The following is a 22951-nucleotide window of genomic DNA, read 5'->3' as shown; positions in this document are numbered from 1 at the left end:
TGTTAATGAGCGCCAAAGATACGCTGGGCAATGCTCCCGGTCTTAAAGAGCATGAAGCAAAGCAAAACCGTGTAGCCCACAGTTCCCCAAATCGCCCCGATGGGATCGCCGCTTGTTGCGATGCCTTGAATGAGCACCGCGTAAATTGCAACACATACAAGAATCAGCAGCCCTTGAAAGCCCACGGCAAACAGGGACTTGATGTAGTTTTGCCCGGTGCTGCCAAGCTCCCGGTTGGAAAGCGTAGCAACGGGGATGGGGGCCAGACTGGTCAGCAGATAGATTTCCAGCATCCTGCCATACACCAAAACGAAAAAGATAATCCCCATCGCCTTCATCGTAAATCCAATGAGCGCAGACTGCAGCCACAGCCCCAACAGCGGCCCTAAGTCCATCGTCTCCAGCGAGGTTTCCAGTTCAGCAAGCATATCCGCCGAAACATCGGTAGAGCCTTGAATGAGCCCGCCTGCCTGCGCGATGACGCTCTGCGAGACATCGAACACGGCCATAACGATATTGAATGTGTTTGACAGGATCAGGATTGCACAGGCTGTTTTGAACATCCATTTATAGAGGTTCGCAACGTCAACCTCGTGCATATTGTTCTTTTCCAAAAGCATCTGTATGAGCTCATAAGTGGCAACAAAGGTCAGCACCATTCCGGCAATCGGCAGGATCACCGTTTCGGAAAGCTGTCGGATCAGGGAGAAAACCCCGGCGTGCCACGCCGCCGGGGTAGTCCCTACCTGTGCCGCAATCTCTCCGACTTGGGTATTGACGGTATCAAAAAGCCCTTCGAGGTTTCCCATGATCCCGCCAATCAGAAGCTCTTTGAGCCAGTTTGTGAGCCAGTCGGTGAGAAAATCCATAAGCGCCTACCTTAAAACAGGCCAGACAGCAGAGGGATCAGTGTGGTGCCAATGACGATGATGCCGCCGCCCGCCATGAGCTGCTTCATGCCCTGGGACTTGGAGCCCGGGTTATCCGAGCCGTAGCCCTCCAGCAGATTGACCACGCCCCATACGCCAAGGCCAGCGCCGAGAGCGATAACGAGGGTCTGTAAAGTGTCGATTGCAGATGAGAAAAATGCCATATAAGCCTCCATTTCTCCGGGATTTTCCCGGTAACAAAAAAGCCGCCCATGCAGGCGGCAGGTTACAAACTTCGGGACACTTTGTCTCGAAGCATTTATGCAAAGGCGTCTGGATCGTCGATGTCATCATAGTTGAGGATGTCCTCGTCCTCTTCCGTGAGTGCATCGTCCGGCACAGTCACCTCATACATCGTACACGCCTCGTTCAGACCGGGCCGCCTGCGGCGGTTAATGAGCCTGTCGAGGTCAAAAGCGTTTTTCTGTTTATCGGCCTCCGCCGTATAGCGGTAGTTCGGATGCCGTTTCAGATCATACTTGGGAGAAAAGAACGGGGGCAGGCCCCGAAGCTGCAAAATACATTTATCTCCCGGCATGGTTGCAAGTTCGGCTGGGGTCATCAGTTCCCGGCCCAGCCGCTGGGTATTTTGACTGTAGCTTTCCGACTGACCACGGGAGCGGCTGTCGGTCTGCATACTGATTGTGGCTTTTCCCAGCCAGTTCTCGGATATTTCCTTGATGGTGCTGGCTTCGCGGCCACCAAGGAACACCACGCTGTCCATGTTGCCGAGGATTGTCTCGGCGTGCTTATCGTAAATGGCCTTGCATTGTGCCAACTGCTGATACAACAAGCACAAACTCACCTCACGGGAGCGGATGACCGCGACCAGCTTTTCGAGCTGGGGCACCTGTCCCGTGTTGGCTGCCTCGTCCCACAGCACCCGTACATGGTGCGGCAGGCGGCCACCGTGAACATTGTCCGCCCGTTCACACAGGAGGTTGAACATCTGCGAAAATGCAAGTGCCACTAAAAAGTTGTAGGTCTGCGTGGTATCGGAAATGATGAAGAATACCGCCGTTTTCCGATCTCCGATGCGGTCAAGCTCCAATTCGTCATAGGCCATAACTTCACGAAGCTGCGGGATGTCAAAGGGAGCCAGCCGCGCACCGCAGGAAATTAAAATGCTTTTTGCCGTCTTGCCGCTGGCCAATTTGTACTTTTTATACTGTTTGACCGCGAAGCAATCCGGCTTGCGCTTTTCAAGCCCGGCAAACATATAGTCCACCGCGTTCATAAAGTCCTCGTCATCCTCCTTGACCTCCATGCCGGAAATCATATCCACAAGAGTATTCATGTTCCGATCCTCGGCAGGCCCCTCGAAAATGATGTAGGCAATCAGGGCGCAGTATAAAAGCGTTTCCGATTTCGTCCAGAATGGATCGCCTTCCTTGCCTTCGCCCTTTGTGTTGGAAATCAGGGCATCCACGAATTTCAGAATATCGGCCTCATTGCGGATATACGCCAGCGGGTTATAGTGCATGGATTTTGAAAAATCTATGCTGTTGAATACCTTGATTTTGTATCCGCGTTTTTGCAGGAAAGCTCCGACCTGTCCCAGCACACCGCCTTTGGGATCGACCACCACATAAGAGGAATGAGCCTGTAAAAGCTGGGGCGTGAGCCAGAAGCGAGTTTTGCCGGAGCCGGATGAGCCGATAATGCAGCAATTCAGGTTTCGGGCATTTGCGGGGATTTTCGGGCGGGTGTTCATCGTGAGAAACTCCGTCCCGGTCAAAATCACGTTGTTTTCAAACCTTGGATCAACAAACGGTTTGATGTCTTTTTCCGTTCCCCACCGGGCGCTGCCGTATTCTGCATCCCGCCGAAACTTCTTAGCGTTCTTGCTTTTGAAATAGATCAGCAGCCGGAAACCAACTGCGCCTACAATACCAACAAGCCAATCCAGCGGGGCAAGACCGGGTGCAAAGTCAGCAAAGGCCGGGCCAATCGTCTGGCCCAGTCCGATGAGCTTATGTGCAAAATCGTTACCCGCTGCCAGCCGGTAGGCCGTTCCCAGCTTGAGGAACGCCCACAGGATGAACAGATAGGGAATGTTCGGAATGAGATATTTTCTGATCTTATCTGTCCTCATGGGCCACCTCCTTTGCACGTTCTTTCTGCTTCGGCTTTTCTTTGGAAAGCTGATCTGCCGCCTGTTGCAGTTGTTCCCGGATGGGAACACGGTTCGATTTTGCTTTGCTTAACACCTTCCGGGAATACTCAGAAAAGCAGGCGGTCATTGCGTCTGCCTGTCCAGCCTTGAAAAACAGCAGGTATTTGTCCGGCCCGGTTTTATAGAACGCATAGTCTACATTCCATTTCCGGGCCACGCGGTCAAAGGACTTGGCATCCCCGGATAGCTCAATGCTGTTGGTGGCTGTACCGTGGGCCATGAGCTTTCGCACACTTTGTTTTCCATGCGGTACTTGCCGCCCACGGTATGCCTTGCGGATCTTCCGGCCCACCATGCCCAGCACATACGCCAGTCCCCGCGCCGTCAGCTTGGTTGTTTTTACGGATATGGCTATCGTGCGCCGGGAAATATCTTCATCAATCAGTTACACCGCCTCCTTCCTTGGGACAATTTGTCTCGAAGTGCCATCACCGATCCCCACGGTCTTTTTTCTGCATTTGACGGTAGCCCTCCAAAGAAGAACCGTCTATGATTTCCTGATAAGCGGCCATTTGCTCCCGGATAGAGAGCTTCGGGAAAGAGAATACCTTATGCTCCTTGGGAATATCCTGCAAGCCGTGATACACTTCCACGAAATGACCGCTTTCTTTGACAACATAGCCGCCCGGGGCAAAATGGCCGTTTTCGTGGATGCAGGCATCCCGGCCATACGCCTCATAATCGAAATACGGTTTTACCTGATCCGGCACATCCAACATTTCCAGATCGTCCACATAAATACGCCCCAGCGTTTCCTCATCGGATACGCCGGGGTAAAAGCCGTAACAGTCCAGATTTTGTGTCAGATTGATGATGTCCCGCACCGAAGAACAGTGATCGCCGCTGTCGAGGACGGCCTCCAGTGTTTCCAGCTCCGATGGGGTAAGCTCGGAAAGCAGGCAGGCCAGATGATTAAGCTCGTCCAGATTTTCATACTCGCTCAAATGGTCATAGAGCCCCAGCACATCCCCATCGAAAGAGGTAATAAAAATTTCCTGATAGCGGACTCCATCCACGCCGATCCGTTTCAAGAGAGCCTCCACCTCCTGGGCGGTTGTGGGAAATTTCAGTGTTTCACCCACAAGCTGGCCCTCGCTGTACTTTCCGGCGTTGGTAACGTAGGCTTCAAACAGGGTTGCCATCAGCGGCGGCCCTGTCCCTTGACGGTCAGGATGCCCTCAAGGGTTGTTGCCGTAATTCCCAGCCGCTGGGCCACGGCAATATCATTTTTCATGGCTTCGGTCATACTGTGCCCGCAGACAACCAGCACATGAGAACGGCGGAGCAGGTCACGGCTCATGTCGATGCCGCTTTTATGCTCCTCGGGAACAGCATCATTGAGAAACAGGGGCAAGTACAGGGGCGGGCAAATAGGAGAAAAGCCTGCCTCATACACGGTGCGGCAATACTGCGCCGCCAGTTCTGCGTTTTCGCTATCGCCGCCGAGCCATGCAGCGGTGATATAAGCAAGGGGTCGTTTCATCGTTCATACCTCCGATATTTTAATAAGAAAGTTCAACCCAAACCCCACGCCCTTTCCCAGTCTTGGGAAAGGGGGCGGCTCTGGAGGATATACCCCCGCCGCTTACCGGGGAAATAGCACAGCCGGGGCAGACCGTCAAGGGCGAGCCGCCGAAAACGGCGGTGCGCTGCACCCTTGACGGCCCACTCCCGGCTGTACTAAAAAACAGGCGGCGACGGGGGATATATACCACCAGAGCCTCTGCGCGAGGGCGGGGCCCTCGGGACAAAGTGTCTCGAAGTTGTTACTTGTCAAGTTCCTGCTTTTTCGGGGCTTTTGCCAGCTCCGGCGGCTGTTTTTCTTTCCAGTCATCCAGCAAGGACATAATCTGTTCTTTCATTTTGGCGGGAGTGACCTCCTTGCCAAAATACTTTTCCAGTTCCGCAGTAGAAATAATCACACCTCGATCCTCCTTTTTCTGTTCTGATAAGATACCGTCAATGACATCGCCGTTAAGCTTGCCTTCCTTATCCAGCTCCCGGAGCCGTTTAGCCTGGGCCAGCGAGGGCGAAGCCTGCTCCCCGTCAATGGAAACAGCGATAAGCCTCTGATTTTTCGGTTTGATGTAGGACAGCTCCACGGCAGGCATGAAGCCCATCTTTTTATCGTCTACCTTGTCCAGAAGCTCCGGCACAAGGGAGTTGAGCCGCAAGTAGCGCATGACCTTTTTATAGTTCATTTCATGCGCCTCGCCTACAATCTCAACCGAGCGTTTCCCGACATCGCCTTCCGCAACACCTTTCAGCCGCCCGCCCTGATGCTTGATGTCCTCAACCTCGAGTTCCAGCAGCGCGGCCAATTCGCTGGGGAGCATCCCGTCACGCTGCTTGTTGCTGTCCTTCATGGCCTGTACCGCTTCGTGGTCGGTCATTTCACGGACGATAAAGGGCATTTCCTCCAGTCCAGCCAACTCACTGCCGTGGGTACGGCGATGGCCCGCTACAATTTCGTAGCCGTTTCCGTCTTTCTCCGGGCGGGCAAGACCGGGAACCATTACACCGTTTACGCGGATAGAAGCAACGATTTCCTGCATCTTCGCATCGTCCCGTACCTTAAAGGGGTGCGGACGGAATGTGTGAAACGGATGAACCTCGGAAAGTTTCAGATAAACCAGCTTGCCTTCCTCAATCGGGCGGGGCGGTGTAGTCGGCTCGGGAGCCGTCTGTTCCACAGCAGCAGTTTCCTTCAGTGCCATATCCTGTGCGGGCTTAATGGGCTCCTTGGCATCCGGGGCCTTTCCGTCACTTCGGGACACTTTGTCTCGTTTGGACGGCTTGGGCTTGTCAGGAGCCGCCTTATACGCCTTGGGTGGGCGGCCCTTGCGTGCCCCGGCCGATTTCTCCGCTTTCTGATTTTCAGTCGCGGCCTTTTCCGCTTTCGGCGGACGGCCACGGCGCGGCTTTTTCGGTTCCTCCGTATTGGCGGGCTGCGGTGTTCCTCCGGGGGCTGCCGCCTCTGGCGTTTCGGGGGTTTCCGCCTTTTCGACTTCGGCGCGGGCGTTCTGCCTCTTTTCCGCCATAAGCTCATTGATTTTGTCAAAGGACACAACCACATCGCCGGGCTCAGGTATGGTAGGCCCGGTATGTTCCTGCCGGGGCTCAGACGCTGCGGCCTGTTCAGGTGTGGTGATAGGCCCGGCGGCCTCCGGGGAAGTATTCTCCGCAGGGCCTGTGTTCAGTTTTTCATCGGCCATTTACGATCCTCCTTTTCGTTAAAGTTGCACAAATTTGAACGCTAAAATTTTGTAGTTATTTTTGTGCCTCCTTTCCGTCTATCCACGCAAAAAAGCCGCCCGTTTTTCATGCCGGACGGCTTTTTGCGTAATGTGATAGATCAAATATTATTTTTTCTGATTTGTAGGCTCCGAAAAGCCTTGTATTTACAGTGTTCCTAATAGGAAGTAATCATATGTTTGCACTTACACATCTGTTTTCCAGACTGAACGAGGAAATGCGAAATGAAAAAAGGTGAAGAATCCAGACAACTCCTGATTGAGTGTGCGGCTGAATTATTATGGAAAAATGGATATTCTGCTACTGGAATCAGCGAAATTCTCAAACAAACAGACCTTCCAGTAAGAAAAAATATGATTGAAATGTACCTGGAATACCGGTCATATCATGGCATCTGAAAGGAACTTATGTAAGTTCTGAAAAAATATTTTTGGGGAGGGAATCCTCCCCATTCTTATATCGTGGTACTTTCAAAGATTAAATTGTTAAAGCGCTCTTTAAAGAAAAAAGTCCTATGCAATTTTCCAGAGTGGCACTCCATTAGTATAACATGCAATTAATATTTTTCCTGCTGCCTTATTACTTCTGATAATATTGACAGCAGCTTATCAGCCTGGACTGGCTTTGCTATATGTTCATTCATTCCGGCTGCAATAGCCTCCCGCTTATCTTCCTCAAATGCATTTGCTGTCATTGCAATGATTGGTATACACGCCTTGTCCTTATCTGGTAAATTTCTGATTTCCTGTGTTGCCTTATAACCGTCCATTTTAGGCATCTGGATATCCATGAGGATCACATCATATGTTCCAACCGGCATTTGCATTATCCTGTTTACACACTGGATACCATCCTCCACACGTTCTGTTTTAAGACCTGCACGCTCAAGTATTGCTTCTGCAATCTCTGCATTCAGATCATTGTCCTCTGCCAAAAGGATATTCCTTCCCTCAAGTATTTCACTGCAGGATTCTGGATTTTCAGCATGTTTTTTTACATAATAGCTTTCATCCGCTATCCTGTGTTTCAGTGTTACAGTAAAAGTGCTGCCCTTTCCAAGCTCACTCTCCACATCGATTGTTCCACCGAGCAGATCAACATATTTCTTTACGATTGACATTCCAAGTCCGCTTCCTGTGATTTTGCTCTTCGTGGTGTTTCGTTCACGAGTGAATGCTTCGAAAATTTTTGACAGATAATCCTGGCTCATACCAATTCCGGTATCGCTCACCCTGGTCCTTACAATCATGTACCCAGGCTCCTCGCAGGGTAATTCATCTATATCTACCATAACAGAACCACCGGCTGGAGTATATTTTATGGCATTACTCAGGATGTTGACAAATATTTCTTTTACCTTGGTAGTATCTGTCAGTATATTTTCATGTTCTACATTTATTGTGTAATGAAGAGCAAGATTCTTTTTCTTTGCTTCATCCTCAAATATTTCAAACAGAGTCTGCCGGATATCCTCAATCCGTCCATAGTTCTCATCAATTTCCATCCTTCCGCTCTCAATCCGAGCCATATCAAGTACATTATTTATGATTGACAGAAGAAGGTTTCCTGACTGCTGAAGTTTTTTTAAATGTTCTGAAGTTTCAGGCAAATCCTTTCCTTTCAGTTCATTCTCCATAAGCTGTGCATAGCCCAGAATTGCATTCATAGGAGTACGGATGTCATGTGACATATTGTTAAGGAAACGAGTCTTTGCCAGATTAGCTTCTTCTGCTTTTTTCAGAGCGATTTCCAACTTGTCATTAAGCTTTTGTGTATCATTTGCAGCAAGCTTTGCGACAGCTTCTGCTTTCCTTGCCTTCCGTAAAAGTACGAGGATAATACTAATGATAGTGAGTACAAAAAATCCTGCCGTAGCAAAAAAAGCAAGCATATTGTCTTTTACAAAATCCAAAAATGTTACCTTATCTGCTGTACTGTCATAAATAGCAAGTGCACTTGTAAGCATGTCAGACGGCATAGCCTTTAAGGTTTTATTCAATATTGATAAGAGGGTTCCCTCTCCACTTCTAACTGCAAAGCATGCCTCCATTGTTTTTGTAAGTGGAATACTCTTGAAATTTTGACTGTTATCATATATTAGTGCCTGACTTGCGCCCATGAGGAAACAGTCTGCTTTTTCATGAATGACCATATCTGCTGCATCGTCAAGCGAATCACAATCTATAAGCTTCCATTGGGGATAACTGAATGCAATATGCTGTTTTAAGGCATATTTTTCCCTGGGCACAGCTACAGTATACACCTTATTCTCATCAAATTTTTCCTCATCTGTTACCGCCATCAGGCTGTAGGTCCAGGCTGTGTTTGTAAGTGTATATCCGTTTTTTTCTGCAAAATATGGATTCCTGCCAGCATAAAAAATCATGTCAATCTCTCGTTCTTGTAAAGCCTGAAGCATTTCATCATATTCATCATATTCCTGTATATTAAATTCCAGTATCTGATTTCCCAGACAGTCTTTGGCATAAGAGAAATATTCTGCCAGCATACCGGTAAATTTTCCAGTCTCTTCGTCCAGGGAAAATACTGCCGCATCATTACTCAGAAATCCGATCCGGATCCCATCATGTTCTTCCAACCAGGACTTTTCTCCGCCTGTAAGACTTTGACAATAATCAAGCGTAAAATACTTTTTATACAGATCCGCCTTGAAAAAAGGACTATCCTGATCCAGCTGACGCATAGCCCAGTCCAACTCTGTCTTGATATCGCTGCGCTCTTTATTTATTACAAAATATATGCCGGATTTACCAATCGTGGTAACGGATGATATTCCCTGTTCAGACCAGATGGATTCCTCCAGAGATACAAAACAATCGATTTCATGATTCGCTAATTTCTTTTCGACATCATCATCACTATTCACATTTACATGTTTTGTATGTATGCCATTCTTATTTTCCCATTCTGTCAGCATGATTTCAGGCTCAGTCCCCATGAGCACACCTACACGTTTCCCATCCATAGACTTGAAATCAGACGTCCCAATATCCGTATCCGATAAATCAGCATAAAGGATATATTTTTCCTCACCCATGGGTTCATCCGGGAAAAGCATCTTCTGTGCACGTTCATCGGTGTAAGAAATATCGCCCATGATATCAATCTCACCATTTTCAAGCTTATCAAAACAGTTGGACCAGTCACATTTCACATACTCAAATTTCCATCCGGTATAACCTGCCAGAGCCTGCATGAGCTCGTAGCCATAACCTCGTCTGACACCGTTTTTATCGACATAATTAAAGGTATCCTCAAATGAGCCGACACGGATGGTCTGTGGCTGTTTTTCATCATTATTCGTTTCAGCAGCCTGGCAGTGTACCGATAACATCATCCACATTCCCAGGACCACAAATATACATGCAAATAGTACGGCTGATTTTTTTCTACTTTTATCCATATTTTTTATTTCCTTCATCCGTTTGTGTTTTATGATGTTCCAAACACCAGGTCAAAAACAGCAAGTATTGTTTTTATATCAATCGGTTTTGCAATATGTGCATTCATCCCTGTTGCTGTGTACTGCTGCTGTGTAATTTCCATCATCTCTGCAATGCCCCGGGTGATAAAAACGCTGCCAAACAGGCAGCGCATCTCATTTCATGCAACTGGCTGCCATTTTACAGGCCCTGTAGCTTTGCGTCGCAGACTTTCATCTGTTTTGCCGATTTCCATATTAGAGCATTTAAAATTATACAAAAAAACTGATTTTATTATACTCCCTTGCTCCACTTTACACAAGAAAAACCTCACCGCTTTAACGCTTAAAAATAATTTGAAAACCTGCTAAAAAGTTGTTAACCGAACTTCTTAGCAGGTTTTTATTACTAATCTGTCAGATTATTTTGTAATGTACTGATCAATTCCTCTATAACGATTGGCTTGGATAAGAATCCATTCATACCGCATTCCAACGCTTTCTTTCTGTCCTCGTCAAAAGCATTGGCCGTCATGGCAAGGATGGTGATTCCTGCCAGTGCCGGATCCCTAAGGGCACGGATCTGCTTCGTGGCCTCATATCCGTTCATTACCGGCATCTGCACATCCATCAGCACCAAATCATAACCGCCCGGTTTCGACCTCTTGACCTTCTCTACTGCCTCTGCCCCATTTTCTGCAGTATCCACCAGGAAGCCATATTCATTAAGGATCTCCACCGCAATTTCACTGTTCAGCTCATTGTCTTCCACAAGCAGTATACATCTGCCTCTGAAATCTGAGCATGCCGCCGGAAGAACAGGCTTCTCCTGCTCAGCCTGATTCTGGCCAATGGCAGTCATCAGGGTATCTCTGATATCGGACATAAACAGAGGTTTCGCACAGAATGCAGTTACTCCTGCAGCCCTGGCTTCCACTTCGATGTCTGACCAGTCATAAGCAGTCAGAATAATGATCGGTGTATCGTCACCAAGACTGCGGATCTGTCTGGTGACCTCAATACCATTCATATCCGGCAGTCGCCAGTCGATGATATAAGCATGGAAGGCATCCCCAAGCTCCATAGACTGTCGTGCACGCAGAACAGCCTCCTTACCGGAAAGTGTCCATTCCGAACGCATTCCAACCCTCACAAGTATTTTTGTCACGCTGTCACAGGTATTAAAATCGTCATCTACAACCAGAGCCTTAAGACCTTCCAGCTCTATGATCTTCTCTATACGTTGGTGCTCAGGCTGAGTCCGGAATGGCAGTCGGACGATAAATTCGGTACCTTTCCCCTGCTCTGTCCGGACCTCAATGGTGCCGCCCATCATATCCACAATATTCTTGGTGATGGCCATACCAAGTCCTGTACCCTGAGTCCTGCTTACAGTGGAAGTCCGCTCCCTCTCAAAAGGAGAAAAGATCTTCTGTACAAATTCCTGACTCATACCGATTCCGTTATCCTTCACCCGGATCTCGTACAGTTCACTGCCTCTTTGGAGACCCGGATACTGTTTCAGCCGGACAGAAACGGTTCCGCCAGCAGGAGTAAACTTGATCGCATTGGACAAAAGATTCAGCAGCACCTGATTCAGTCGTGTCTTATCACAATAGACATCCTCATTTGTCACATCCATGGCATCCATATAAAGCTCCAGCTGTTTCGCATGGATCTGCCCGCTGATGATCGTCTTCAGATCATGAAGCACATCCGACAGACTGACCTCCGTTTCTTCCAGATGGATCTTTCCGCTCTCAATCCGGCTCATATCCAGGATATCATTGATCAGGGAAAGCAGATGGTTACTGGAGGAAAGGATCTTTCCCAGATAATCCCGAACCTTGTTTTTATCATCAATATTGCTTACAGCCAGTGTGGTAAAGCCGATGATCGCATTCATTGGTGTCCGGATATCGTGAGACATGTTGGAAAGGAAGGTACTCTTGGCCCTGTTTGCTGTCTCCGCCGCACGGACTGCCTCAGAAAGTGCCTGGTTCATTTTCCAGTCCGAGGTACGGTCCGACAGAACCAGGATGTATTTCTTTTTTCCATTTACCTCACTACCCATTGCAATATTATGGAACCAGCGTTTTTCCCCTGTTTTCTGATGAACATATTCAAAATCCCATTCTCGCTGTTCATGAACCTTGATTTCTTCCAGATAATTTTTCTCCGGATCTTCATGTTCCGCCGGATGCAATTTTCCCAGAACACGAATATCTCTACGAATCTGTTCTACCGTAATACCCAGCAGATTTTCCGCATTTGGGCTGACGTAATCTGCCTGATATGTTTTTGCATCCAGCATCAGAAAGACATCATCCACGTTCATTGAAAGCTTTTGAAACAGCTCATCCCGGTACCGGATCTCCGTATCCTTTCTTCTGAGATTTGTCCTGCTTTTTTGAATAATAAGACTGATAAGAAAAGCAGCAATACAGAACACGACCGCACCAACAAGAAGCATTGTACTGCTCTGCAGGCTGTTCATACTGGCATTGACAATATCTGCCTGTACAAGTCCCAGAAATACCCAGTCCTGAATATCTGATTTTTCATAGACCAGATAATAGTTCCTTCCATCCAGATTTACCAGCATCGCACCAGTATGTCCTGCTTTAAACTTCTCCGAAAGCTCATTGACCTCTTTTTCAGACATATCAGAATGCTCTCTCAGAACACCGAAGAAATTATATACATTCCCCCATAACTCAGAAGAATGATCGATCACAACACGGCCATCCGGATGAACAATAAAACTCTGTGCATTTCCATTGAAAGCAGAAATATCCAGTACATCTACGATATTAGAGTTTTCATAAGCAATGGCGATGGCATCATATTCAAATCCCTGATAGTTTCCATGAGCCTTGGGAGTGGCAAAAACAAGCAACTGGGATTTTCCCGGAACTGCTGCATTTGATATCACATCATTTCCCTGCCGGATGTCCTCTTCAATATTTTCCTGTAATCCAAGGTACCCGGTTTCCCCTGTCACCATCTTATAGTTCCCGTCGGCTGACAGAAAAAAGAAATCCAAAAATCCGGCATCTTCCTGCGCATTCTTTATATAATTACGGATTTCATCTTCGCTTGAGGTATTCTGCAGATTCTCACCCCAAATATGGAGATAAGTCAGGTTCTTATCTGTCAATTCCCTTAACATATTATCAGACTGATGAAAAACCTCCGTCAGATGGGAAACACTTTCCTCATAAATAGTTTTCGACACAAAGTCAAAATATCGGAAAACCATCAGAACAATTCCCAGTAAAACAGCTGTAAAGACAGCGATCCGGAATCGTTTTCTCCTAACAGTCTTTTCTCTGCCTTTGTTATGCTTCTTAATATCCATTCTTCTCACCTCAGAGTCACGTAGTCTTCAGGTTCTGCAAGAATGGCATCACCATCTGAAATATATCCTGTCCAGGTATCTTTCACAAAGGTGTCTTCTCCCTCAAACGCAATATTCTCATCTGTGGGATAGGCTTCCATGTGTTTTGGTATCGCAAGGCAGGTTACCGTGAATGTATCCTTGTCCTGAACTTTTTTTCCGTCTTTTGTAACTTTACTCAATGTATAGCCATCATCCGTTTCTTTGACTTCCACGGAAATGCCGCTGACCACAGGCAGAGAACCACGGTTAAAGGGAATGAAACCTCCCTGATAGCCTTCTACAAAGTTTCTGACCAGTTCTGTCAGTTCTGCCCCGCTTATCCTGCAGCTATATGCCGAAAGACTGTTTGGCATGATCATGTCTCTTGCCATTTTTTCTGTATATCCAGCTTTCAGCACGTTTCCCGTAAAGCTGTTTCCGGTTGCGATTAGCACATCCGTCCCATAAATACCACGCAGAGTGTTTGCCATAACCGAATAAGCCGCATTTCCCCCACTGCTATGAAAACGGTTGGAATAGGATTTCTGTGAATCCAGCACGATATTCTCTGAAGCAGATTCTTCCGCAAGAAGCTGGGAATTAAATGACTGATAGGCCTGCTCTGCATCGTATTCTCCTGAAATCATCTTCGAAACCACATCCTTGGAAACGGAGAAAAAGTCATTTGACGCAATGCGGATATACATGTGGTTTTCCTCGATCACAGGTTTCACATCCTTCAGATATTCCGTAAGCTTAAGATCCACATCCTGGCTGTAGCTTAACAGATCCTGTCCATCACTAATGATCCGGTTCTGTGCATCCTCTGAAAGCATTGTATTCAGTACCTTCATTGCTTTCTTCCGGCGCGTCTCGTCCTGTGTCAGGTCACGGTTTAATGCCACCTGAAAATATGGGGTCGTCATCAGCCACTTTTCGCCATTCTCCTGAAAGAATGGCAAAAATGTTGTGTTAATGCCCTGATCCTGTAACATTTTTACACCAGCTGAGCTGCTGAAGTACATGGCAAGCTTACCACTTTGGTACATCTCAATTATATCATCATAATTCATATCCAGATCGTCCTGGTTCAGCCCGGTATCCTGGATAAACTGTTCCATGCGTTCAAAAGCCTCCGGCCAGACGGTATCATCCAGACCTTCTCTCTTTGTATTATCCGGGTCACTGTAGGTGGTGCGCCACTTGCGTCCGTCTACAGAAGACAATTCTGATGCAGACAGACCCTGCAGTGTTTCCATACAGGTATAATCGTAATAATAGTCTGCAGTAAAGCCACGGATTCCCACCTCGTCAAATGCCTGGCAGGCAGAGACAAAGCTTTCATAATCGGTTGGCAGCGGAATTTCATACTTTTCAAAAAGGTCCTTGTTCACTACAAAACCGTGGGCATCTGCACACACGGGAAGCCAGTTTACGCTGCCATCCTCGTTCATAAAACTGCTGAGGTAGGTATCATAGACAGCACCTGCCTCATTGGTTGTGGAAAGATCCATCAGACTGTCATTCAGCGGACTTGCGTCATGCAGGGAAAACCGGCAGCAGGTAATAATATCCGGCAATCCACCGTTTTCATCAAGAAATTTATAAAAATCCAGATCATTATTGCCGACTACAAATTCAACATTGATATCCGGAAGCTGTTCCTGGATGTATGGTGCATATTTATCATACAGGCTGGTGCTCCATAAATACACTGTGATGGTTTCTGCATCTTCTTTTTCTGCAATTTTTCTGCCGCAGCCTGACAAAAGTGATGTGCCTGTCGCCATCACCAGAAGTACAGCAAGTAACTTACTCCGTTTTTTCTTTTTCATTATGACTCCCCCTGAAACTGTGTTTCATTAGTTTATAAATTATATTTATTAATAATTTTCCATCAACAGGCTTTGCTATATGTTCATCCATTCCTGCTTCTTTAGCTCTCAGTCTGTCCTCCGTGAATGCATTTGCTGTCATTGCAATGATCGGAATCATCTTTGCATCCTCTCTGTCCAGAGAACGGATTTTCTTTGTAGCTTCATAACCATTCATAACTGGCATCATAATGTCCATAAGAATGACATCAAATTCACCAGGTTTACTTTTTCTGAATAGCTCAACAGCTTCCTGTCCATTCCATGCTTTCGTCACCTCAGCACCTTCATTCTGGAGCATAAATTCTGCAATTTCCATGTTCAGCTCATTATCTTCTGCCAGAAGAATATGCAGCCCCTTTATAGATTTTTCTGATACATCCTTCTGTTTTTCACGTTTATCCGCATTCATATCTATTTTGAACGGAACCCGGATCACAAATGTAGTTCCTGTTCCTTCTTCACTTTCAAAGGTAATGGCTCCGCCCATTTTCTCGACCAGATTCTTTGCAATCGGCATCCCAAGTCCTGTTCCGGCAAATTTTGTGCGGCTTCCTGTGTGTTCCTGTGCAAATGGTTCAAAAATATGTTTTTGGAACTCCTCAGTCATTCCGATTCCGGTATCCCGGCAGACAAATTCCATTGTGGTCATTCCTGGCTGTCCGGCTGGGATTTCCATGCAGCTGATATAGATATGTCCGTTTTCTCTGTTATATTTCACCGCATTGGACAGGATATTCATCATCACCCGTTTCACATACCCCGGACTTCCAATAAAATCCCGGTGTGTGATTTCTTTTTTCTCCCACACGATCCTGATATTCTGTTCTGCAGCCATCTGCTCGATTACAGCAAGTACTTCCCTTGAAATACTGCTCAGATTAAATGGAATCTCTTCCAGAACGATTTCGCCTGACTCCAGCTTACTCATATCCAGAATTTCATTTACCAGTTCCAGCAGCAGGTTAGATGCTTCTTTCACCTTTGTTCTGTATTCCGTCTGCTTTTCCATATCATCTGCATAATAGTCTGCCATATGTACCATGCCGCAGATTCCATTGATCGGAGTCCGGATATCATGGCTCATTCGCTGTAGAAACTCTGTTTTTGCCTCATTGGCTGCTTCTGCCTTTTTTGCTGCTATCAGAAGTTCTTCTTTATATTTTTCATCTTTTTCCTGTTCCTGTTTTCGGTGTGCCAGATTGGTTCTGTATGTCCAGAACCAGAATATACTAAACATCAGAAAATAAAGAAAAATAACGCTTATCACACTTAGTGGAAGGTTATGGAACACTTCTGTATCCGGAAGATACGCATAGATATAATAATCCCTCTGCTTCAGCATAATTCCGTAACATCCGATTCCTTCATTCTTCAAATGGTAAATGTGCTGACTATCTGTATGTCTCTTCATTGCCTGAATAACTTCGTTGTCAGCCGTATTCTGCCCCAGCAGGCTCTCATCATTGCTGGCAACAACAATCCCCTCGTCTGCGACAATAATCGTTCCATCTTTCTGGATACTATAACCATTTAAAAGTCCCTGTATCGTCAGTGTATAGTTTCTGGAAAATTCAGGAGGTGTGTAATAGTAGATTGCCACAATACCCGGTGCATCTTTTCTGGCACAGGCTGCAATATCAATATAGGATCCGTCTTCCCTGGCAAACCGTTCTGAATAAGATCTTTCTTCATATCCGGTAAAATCCATAATAATGTCTTTTTGCAGATACTCCGTAATCTCATCAGTCAGAGACTCATCCGTACTGTATTCGCAGTCCGTCTTTCCCTCTGTATCCAGTACAATGATACCATCCACCCAGAGAGTCTGCAGGTTTTCTTTCAGGAACTCCCGGCTTAGATGACCGCCGTTTTCTTTTTCCGTTTTAATATTTGTACTCATCTGTCTGGCACTTTCAATAGCACGGAGGAGGCTTTTGGATTCCGAAGATTCATTATAATGGGTGTAGGTGGAACACTGCACTTTGACATAATTTACAATCTCTACCATTCTTTTCTCTGCTTCCGTTTTCTCCGCATGAAAGAAATAAAACAGAGAGACTACTGCCACACAGATTCCAATCATACCACCGAGCAGCTGGATTCGTTTTTCTTTTTTCTTTCTCTTAATATCCAAGATCATCCACCTCCAGATATTTCTGGGGATCATCCAGATATTTTCCAATAATTTTCAGGGATGTGCCATCCTGACGCATTTCTTCCAGAGTCTGGCTCATCTGCTCACAGATTCCTCTGTCATCATCTTTTGCAAAAGCGACACCTATTCCAGTGATCATCAAAGGTTCTTCCAGGATACAGAAGCTTGCATCATAATCCTTCATATACTGAACAATCGATTCCTCATGTGCGGCGACTGCATCTACATAGCCTTTTCCCAGAAATGTATAGATCAGTTCCCTGTGTCCTAGGCTGATCAGATTGCCCAGCTTTGGGATTCTTTCATCTGTCCGGTTCAGAAAGATGCCTTCCGGTTTGGTTGTGGACTGGACAGCAAGGTTCTTTCCCTCCAGGTCATTCAGGCTGTAGATATCGCTGTTCTCATTTACAGCGACCACCTGACGGCTTGCTATGTACGGTCCTGCCCAGCGGTAATCGTCAAGACGTCCTTCCATAGAAAAGCAGCCCATGATACAGTCAATCTCTCCGCTCTCTACCAGTTCTTTTTTCTTCTCCCAGTTGATCTGGACAACCTCCACCTGATATCCCATTCTTTTGAAAGCTTCTGTAGCCAGTTCTACATCTATACCCGTCGGTACACCATCCTCATTCAGATAATTGTATGGTGGATAGTTATCGCTTCCGAGGGTAATAACAGGCTTTTCAGTTTCTTCTTTCGTGTTATCTTTGTTTTTACACCCTGCCAGGGTGACTGCTAAAATTCCCGCAAGCAGAATGCCTGCAATCACTTTTTTTCCTTTCATTTTCTGTCTATCCTAACTATCCTTCTCGTATTTTTCATATCTGATTCCCTGCCATAAAATTATTATTGTTACGTCTATGAAATAACACCGTAAAAAAACACTGTCTCACAGACAGTGCACCTCAGTTCATGCAACTGGCTGCCATTTTACAGGCCCTATAGCTTTGCGTCACAGACTTTCGTCTGTTTTGCCGATTTTCTTATTATAGCTTTTAAAATTCTGCAAAAAACCTATTTTATTATACTCCATTGCTCCACTTTACACAAGAAAAACCTCACCGCTTTAACACTTAAAAATTAAAAAAAGAACAGCCGATACATATACTCGAACTGTTCTCCTTCTTCCGAAGTCCACGCAGCATTGACATTACTGTTTCCTACTCATTTGTACTCAGATCGTTCCATATCCTTGGAACTTCTTTTTGCTCTTCTGTCAGCTTCTCCGAATTAATATCATAGGTTATTACGTTTTTACTTTCTTCTACGTTTTTGTGAGGCGGCCAGCCTGTAATAGGGCCAACTTCCGGATCTTTTGCATTATTAAAATGCATTCTAAAATTTTTTCCATACACTTGGTTTAACCCCGCCCGGATACAATTGTATTTTTTAGTTCCCTTGCCGCAGCTCCCATAGGATGCTGGCTGTCATACACCAGGCAGATCTGGCGTTCCGGAATTTCATCTTTTAATGGAATCTGTACGATCTCTTTTTTCAAAAGGGAAGGTGCAGCCATTGGCTGGGGCAAAAAGGCAAGCCCGAGCTCGCATTTTACCAGAGGCAGGATCTGATCCGCAGTGGCAGCTTCCGTATCCGGGGAAAGATCCAGGCCATGGGACAAAAATACGCTGTTGTAAAATTTATAGGTCATAGTTTCCCGCCCAAGAGAAATCATCGGATAGTTCTTTACCTCCCGAAGGGAAAGTTCCTGGCTGCCAAGGGCAGTAAAAGTAGTGCCTCCAACCAGAATCTCCTGAAACGGCATGAGCATGATCTGTTTCAATGGGGAATCCACCTCTGCCGGAGTGGAAACTACTGCAAAATCAATCTTTCCGCTTTTAACAGCTTCAATGGCTTCCGGTGTGGAATGGTTGTAAAGCTTCAGCCGGATTCCCGGATAAGTCATGTGAAAACTTTTTAATTTATCCAGCAGGAAAATATTGAGGGCAGTTTCACTGGCACCGATGGCTACACTTCCGTGAGATAATCCGGAGCTGTCTGCCAGCTCCTCTTCTGCTGCCTGAAACTGCTCCATTGCACTTAGCACATGATTATAAAGCCGTTCTCCTTCCGGAGTGAGCTGTACGCCGCGGTTGGTACGGATAAATAAAGTGGTATTCAGCTGTTGTTCCAGACAATTCATGGCCCGGGTAATATTAGGCTGGCTGTTGTTTAACGCCTGAGCCGCCTTGGTAAAATTGTGGTATTTTGCCACATAATAAAAAATCTTATAATACTCGAAGTTAACATCCATAATATTTTTCCTTTTCTTTTGGCATATCATATGTTTATTTCAGTTATATCAATTATAGTTTTTACTTATTTCTACGTCAAGCGTATTATGTACTCGAAAACCATATGGCGTTGTACTTGCCACATGCTTCCCTCTTAAGGTAGAAACTACCACCACCTCCCCTGTATATCGCTTAAGAGGAAAATACCCTTTAGGATGATTTCTACTCCTAAAGGGTATTTTTATAAATAATTATTTATTTAATTTATGAAATAATATAAAACAATACTTAACCGCTCAGGTATTTTCCGGATAAATCCCAATAAACGTTAGAAGCGGAAGTACACGGAAATCATGTAAAACAATTTTCATTTCCCTGGCTTTTTTCCCCTTAACAGGAATGATCTTCTGATAGCCAATTACCGTTCCTGTGTAAATACTGTTCCATATTTCCCCTTCTTTAACAAATACCTCATATTTTTCTACTCTCTGGCTATAGCAGACAGCCTCTTTTAATACCAGATACCCCAAATTGTATGAGTCGTCCAGGCAAATCGTTATCTCTACTGGCAGCTCACTGCTTTCAGGCTGATACCATGCTTCTAAAGTATCCTTTGTCAAATTGGAAGCCGGATGCGCCGGATCTTCATTTTCCGAAAAAACATGTGCTGTACTCATTAAATTATGAGCAAAAGATTTCTTTTTCCAGCTTCCAAATTCTTCCAGACGTTTAACATCATTTTTATGAAGAAGTCCGTTTGGCATAGGTGGAATGTTTAACAAAAAGGTTGCATTTCCTCCAACAGCCCCAATATAGATATGAACCAGCTCTTCCAGACTTTTCACCTGATCATCTTCTTCTGGATGATAAAACCATCCAGGTCTTATAGAAGTATTTACTTCTGCCGGATACCAGATCAGATCCGTTTCACCTTCAAGCGCTTTTCTGCTTCCAAGATCTTCCATATCACTGGTAATCCGGCGCATTCTGAATTCCTCATCATCGGTCTGCTGGCTTCTTTCCTGTACACTCTCTGCAAGTGCTGTACGCGCAGGAACAACACTCCACTCAGATTTTCTTACATCGCCAGCTTCATTTCCACACCATCGGATATCTGGCCCGCACACACAGATACATGCGTCTGGCTGATATTTTCGAACACATTCGTAATAGCGATTCCAGTCGTAGACCTGTTTTTTCCCATTAGGTCCTTCCCCACATGCACCATCCAGCCAGACACTGAAAATATCCCCATAGCCGGTGAGAAGCTCAGTCAGCTGTGCCAGATAGTAATCATCATATTCTTTTCCACTTCCATAGCAAGGCTGGTTTCGATCCCATGGAGAAAGATAAATTCCAAATTTCAGTCCATGGCGGCGGCATGCTTCGGACACTTCCCGGACCACATCTCCCCTGCCATTTTTCCACGGGCTTGCTGCAACGCTGTGACTGGTATATCTGGTAGGCCACAGACAGAAGCCGTCATGGTGCTTACAGGTAAGAATTACGCCTTTCATGCCGGCATTTTGTGCTGCAGTCACCCACTGGTCTGCGTCAAACTCTGTAGGATTAAAAATTTGCAGATTTTCCGTTCCATCTCCCCATTCCCGATTGGTATACGTATTCATTCCAAAATGAAAAAACGCATAAAACTCTGTTGCCTGATAGGCAATCTGGCGGCAGGAGGGAACTATTTTTATTAATTCCTGATCAGTTGGCATATGATTTCTCCTTTTTTCATCCTTTCAACCCGCCTGCACCGATTCCCTGAAGCAGATATCTCTGTCCAATGAGATAGATAATAATTGTTGGGATCATAACGATTACAAGTCCGGCAAACAGGGCACCCCAGTCTGTAGCATATTTCTGCACCTCAAACAAGTTTGCCATACCGATGGGAAGGGTTTTCTTTGCATCTTCCGTAAGAAGAACAAGTGCCAGTGGATATTCATTCCAGAAGCCCATGGCACTTAACATCGTAATGGTCGCAATCCCGGGTTTTGCAAGAGGCACCATAACTCTTAATAACAGCTGGATATTAGTAGCACCGTCAATTCTTGCAGACTCCTCATAATCCCTTGGTACCGCAGACATAAATCCCTGTAAGGTAAAAATACAGAAAGGAAACTGCATAACTGCATAAACAAGACATAATACCGGCAGGTTATTTAATCCGTTCACAGCCTGTAATTCCAGAAACAAAGGAATCATAATGTAAGTAGCCTGCAGAAAAATACAAGCCATGTAGACCGTAGAAATCAGCCTGCTGCCCACAAAACGGTATCTTGCCAGTACATAAGAGATGGGAATGACCAAAAGCAGAAGCAATACAGTGGAAAGCACTGTCACAAATATGGAATTTCCAAAATAAGCGGCAATATTTGCTTTCTGCCATGCTGCCACAAAATTATCCAGATTCAAAGCTGCGGGCAATGCATAAGGATCTGTCAGATATTCTGCATTTGTCTTAAACGCAGACATCAGGTTCCAGAAAAGCGGATACAAAAAGATAACGGTAAACAGAATCATCAGGATTCTGATACACCAGGTTCTTACAGTTTTCATCAGTCTCCCTCCTATTCTTTTTCAGATGATATTTTTTTAGAAATCATTGCAAGGACGATTGCAAGGCCAAGGGTAAACATGGCGATTGCCATGGCATATCCAAAGTTGGCATTTCTCATACCCTGGGTGTACATATACTGCAACAGGACACTGGATGCGCCGTTTGGTCCACCACCTGTCATAACATTGGACAGGGTAAAACTTAAGTTGATAGTACCAGACAGGGAAAGTATATAGGTCGTTCCAATTGATCTGCGAAGCAACGGAATGGTGATCTTAAAGAACTTCTGCACTCCTGTTGCACCGTCAATGGAAGCAGCTTCATAAACCTCCTGGGAAATCCCATCAATGGAAGCCACATGCATGACCATGTAATAACCAATGGCCTGCCAAACCAAGGCTGCACCGATACACCAGAGAGCCGTTTTTCCCTCTCCAAGCCATGCGTGTTTCCAGGTGGAAAGATGGAACAAATCCAGCATATGATTCAGAATTCCTCTTGTGGGATTAAACACAAAGGACCACACAATACCAACTACAGTCATGGAAACAATACTTGGGAAAAAGAATACGGTCCGGTAAAATGACTTTTCCTTAAGCTGTCCCTGAGTAAGGATAAATGCAAATACAAGACTTAGAAATATGGTCACAGCCGGGATTACCAGCATCAGCTTAAGAGTATTAAACAGTGCCTGAAGAAAATCCTTATCCTGGAACATATACCTGTAATTATCCAAAAATACAAATTTGCTGTTAAAGCCTACGCTAAGTGCAGTGGAACTGGTAAAAGACAGATAAATGGCATTTACCATAGGGACAATCATAAAAACAATGGTTAAGATCAATGCAGGAAGCGTACACAGGGCTATAAATAATCTGGGCTTTTTTACCACGCTTGCTCACCTCTTTAAATTTAAATATTGAAAAATGTGGATG

18 protein-coding genes and 2 riboswitches are annotated in these 22951 nt (G+C 45.6%); of the genes, 1 reads left to right on the top strand and 17 read right to left on the bottom strand.

The window, feature by feature from the left end; translation table 11 throughout:
• Positions 1–2 precede the first annotated feature (2 nt).
• From ACESTK_RS05485 to ACESTK_RS05455, 7 genes are all read right to left on the bottom strand, one after another.
• Positions 3–869, bottom strand: coding sequence for a VirB6/TrbL-like conjugal transfer protein, CD1112 family (locus ACESTK_RS05485; RefSeq protein WP_373119050.1), 867 nt, complete (start codon positions 867–869; stop codon positions 3–5).
• Positions 870–880: 11 nt separating this feature from the next.
• Positions 881–1093 carry a Maff2 family mobile element protein gene (locus ACESTK_RS05480; protein WP_044963257.1) on the bottom strand — a complete coding sequence of 71 codons (213 nt, stop codon included), beginning with the start codon at positions 1091–1093 and terminating at the stop codon, positions 881–883.
• Positions 1094–1188: 95 nt separating this feature from the next.
• Positions 1189–3024 carry a VirD4-like conjugal transfer protein, CD1115 family gene (locus ACESTK_RS05475; RefSeq protein WP_110104290.1) on the bottom strand — a complete coding sequence of 612 codons (1836 nt, stop codon included), beginning with the start codon at positions 3022–3024 and terminating at the stop codon, positions 1189–1191.
• Positions 3011–3433, bottom strand: coding sequence for a PcfB family protein (locus ACESTK_RS05470; protein WP_333563004.1), 423 nt, complete (start codon positions 3431–3433; stop codon positions 3011–3013). Before ACESTK_RS05470 ends, ACESTK_RS05475 begins: the two co-directional genes overlap by 14 nt.
• A 100-nt stretch (positions 3434–3533) precedes the next feature.
• Positions 3534–4247, bottom strand: coding sequence for an antirestriction protein ArdA (locus tag ACESTK_RS05465; protein WP_117820152.1), 714 nt, complete (start codon positions 4245–4247; stop codon positions 3534–3536).
• Complete coding sequence (locus ACESTK_RS05460; protein WP_003020223.1) at positions 4247–4588, bottom strand: hypothetical protein; 342 nt, start codon at positions 4586–4588, stop codon at positions 4247–4249. The genes ACESTK_RS05465 and ACESTK_RS05460 overlap by 1 nt, the downstream gene beginning before the upstream one ends.
• 283 nt (positions 4589–4871) lie before the next feature.
• The gene (locus ACESTK_RS05455; RefSeq protein ID WP_373119047.1) at positions 4872–6320 is read right to left on the bottom strand and encodes a ParB/RepB/Spo0J family partition protein; all 1449 of its coding nucleotides are present in this window, start codon (positions 6318–6320) and stop codon (positions 4872–4874) included.
• Between the two features lie 264 nt (positions 6321–6584).
• Here ACESTK_RS05455 and ACESTK_RS05450 point away from each other — a divergent pair, with 264 nt between their 5' ends.
• Positions 6585–6758, top strand: coding sequence for a hypothetical protein (locus tag ACESTK_RS05450; protein ID WP_173717288.1), 174 nt, complete (start codon positions 6585–6587; stop codon positions 6756–6758).
• A 158-nt stretch (positions 6759–6916) separates the two neighbouring features.
• Here the strand turns inward: ACESTK_RS05450 and ACESTK_RS05445 are convergent, their stop codons facing one another.
• From ACESTK_RS05445 to ACESTK_RS05400, 10 genes are all read right to left on the bottom strand, one after another.
• Entirely contained in the window at positions 6917–9784 is a 2868-nt protein-coding gene (locus ACESTK_RS05445) for an ATP-binding protein (RefSeq protein WP_373119044.1), read from the bottom strand.
• A gap of 200 nt (positions 9785–9984) precedes the next feature.
• Positions 9985–10060: riboswitch (cyclic di-GMP riboswitch) on the bottom strand.
• 151 nt (positions 10061–10211) lie between these two features.
• Entirely contained in the window at positions 10212–13163 is a 2952-nt protein-coding gene (locus tag ACESTK_RS05440; protein WP_173717290.1) for a response regulator, read from the bottom strand.
• A gap of 5 nt (positions 13164–13168) precedes the next feature.
• The gene (locus ACESTK_RS05435; RefSeq protein WP_173717291.1) at positions 13169–15019 is read right to left on the bottom strand and encodes an ABC transporter substrate-binding protein; all 1851 of its coding nucleotides are present in this window, start codon (positions 15017–15019) and stop codon (positions 13169–13171) included.
• Positions 14997–17201, bottom strand: coding sequence for an ATP-binding protein (locus tag ACESTK_RS05430; RefSeq protein WP_187564833.1), 2205 nt, complete (start codon positions 17199–17201; stop codon positions 14997–14999). Before ACESTK_RS05430 ends, ACESTK_RS05435 begins: the two co-directional genes overlap by 23 nt.
• Positions 17185–18000 (bottom strand): substrate-binding periplasmic protein, encoded by an 816-nt coding sequence (locus ACESTK_RS05425; RefSeq protein WP_373119041.1) that lies wholly within the window; start codon positions 17998–18000, stop codon positions 17185–17187. The genes ACESTK_RS05430 and ACESTK_RS05425 overlap by 17 nt, the downstream gene beginning before the upstream one ends.
• A 126-nt stretch (positions 18001–18126) precedes the next feature.
• Positions 18127–18202, bottom strand: a riboswitch (cyclic di-GMP riboswitch).
• 174 nt (positions 18203–18376) lie between these two features.
• Entirely contained in the window at positions 18377–18550 is a 174-nt protein-coding gene (locus tag ACESTK_RS05420; RefSeq protein WP_173736503.1) for a hypothetical protein, read from the bottom strand.
• 26 nt (positions 18551–18576) lie between these two features.
• Positions 18577–19470 (bottom strand): LysR family transcriptional regulator, encoded by an 894-nt coding sequence (locus tag ACESTK_RS05415; protein ID WP_195699179.1) that lies wholly within the window; start codon positions 19468–19470, stop codon positions 18577–18579.
• Positions 19471–19746: 276 nt separating this feature from the next.
• The gene (locus tag ACESTK_RS05410; protein WP_173735597.1) at positions 19747–21171 is read right to left on the bottom strand and encodes an alpha-L-fucosidase; all 1425 of its coding nucleotides are present in this window, start codon (positions 21169–21171) and stop codon (positions 19747–19749) included.
• A gap of 16 nt (positions 21172–21187) precedes the next feature.
• Positions 21188–22015 (bottom strand): carbohydrate ABC transporter permease, encoded by an 828-nt coding sequence (locus ACESTK_RS05405; protein WP_118578099.1) that lies wholly within the window; start codon positions 22013–22015, stop codon positions 21188–21190.
• A gap of 11 nt (positions 22016–22026) precedes the next feature.
• Positions 22027–22908 carry a carbohydrate ABC transporter permease gene (locus ACESTK_RS05400; RefSeq protein WP_148462043.1) on the bottom strand — a complete coding sequence of 294 codons (882 nt, stop codon included), beginning with the start codon at positions 22906–22908 and terminating at the stop codon, positions 22027–22029.
• Positions 22909–22951 lie beyond the last annotated feature (43 nt).

The sequence above is a fragment of the Ruminococcus sp. Marseille-P328 genome, from assembly GCF_964249465.1.
In the GTDB taxonomy this organism is placed as follows: Bacteria; Bacillota; Clostridia; order Lachnospirales; family Lachnospiraceae; genus Blautia_A; species Blautia_A faecis.
This window is presented reverse-complemented; position numbering and strand designations above follow the sequence as displayed.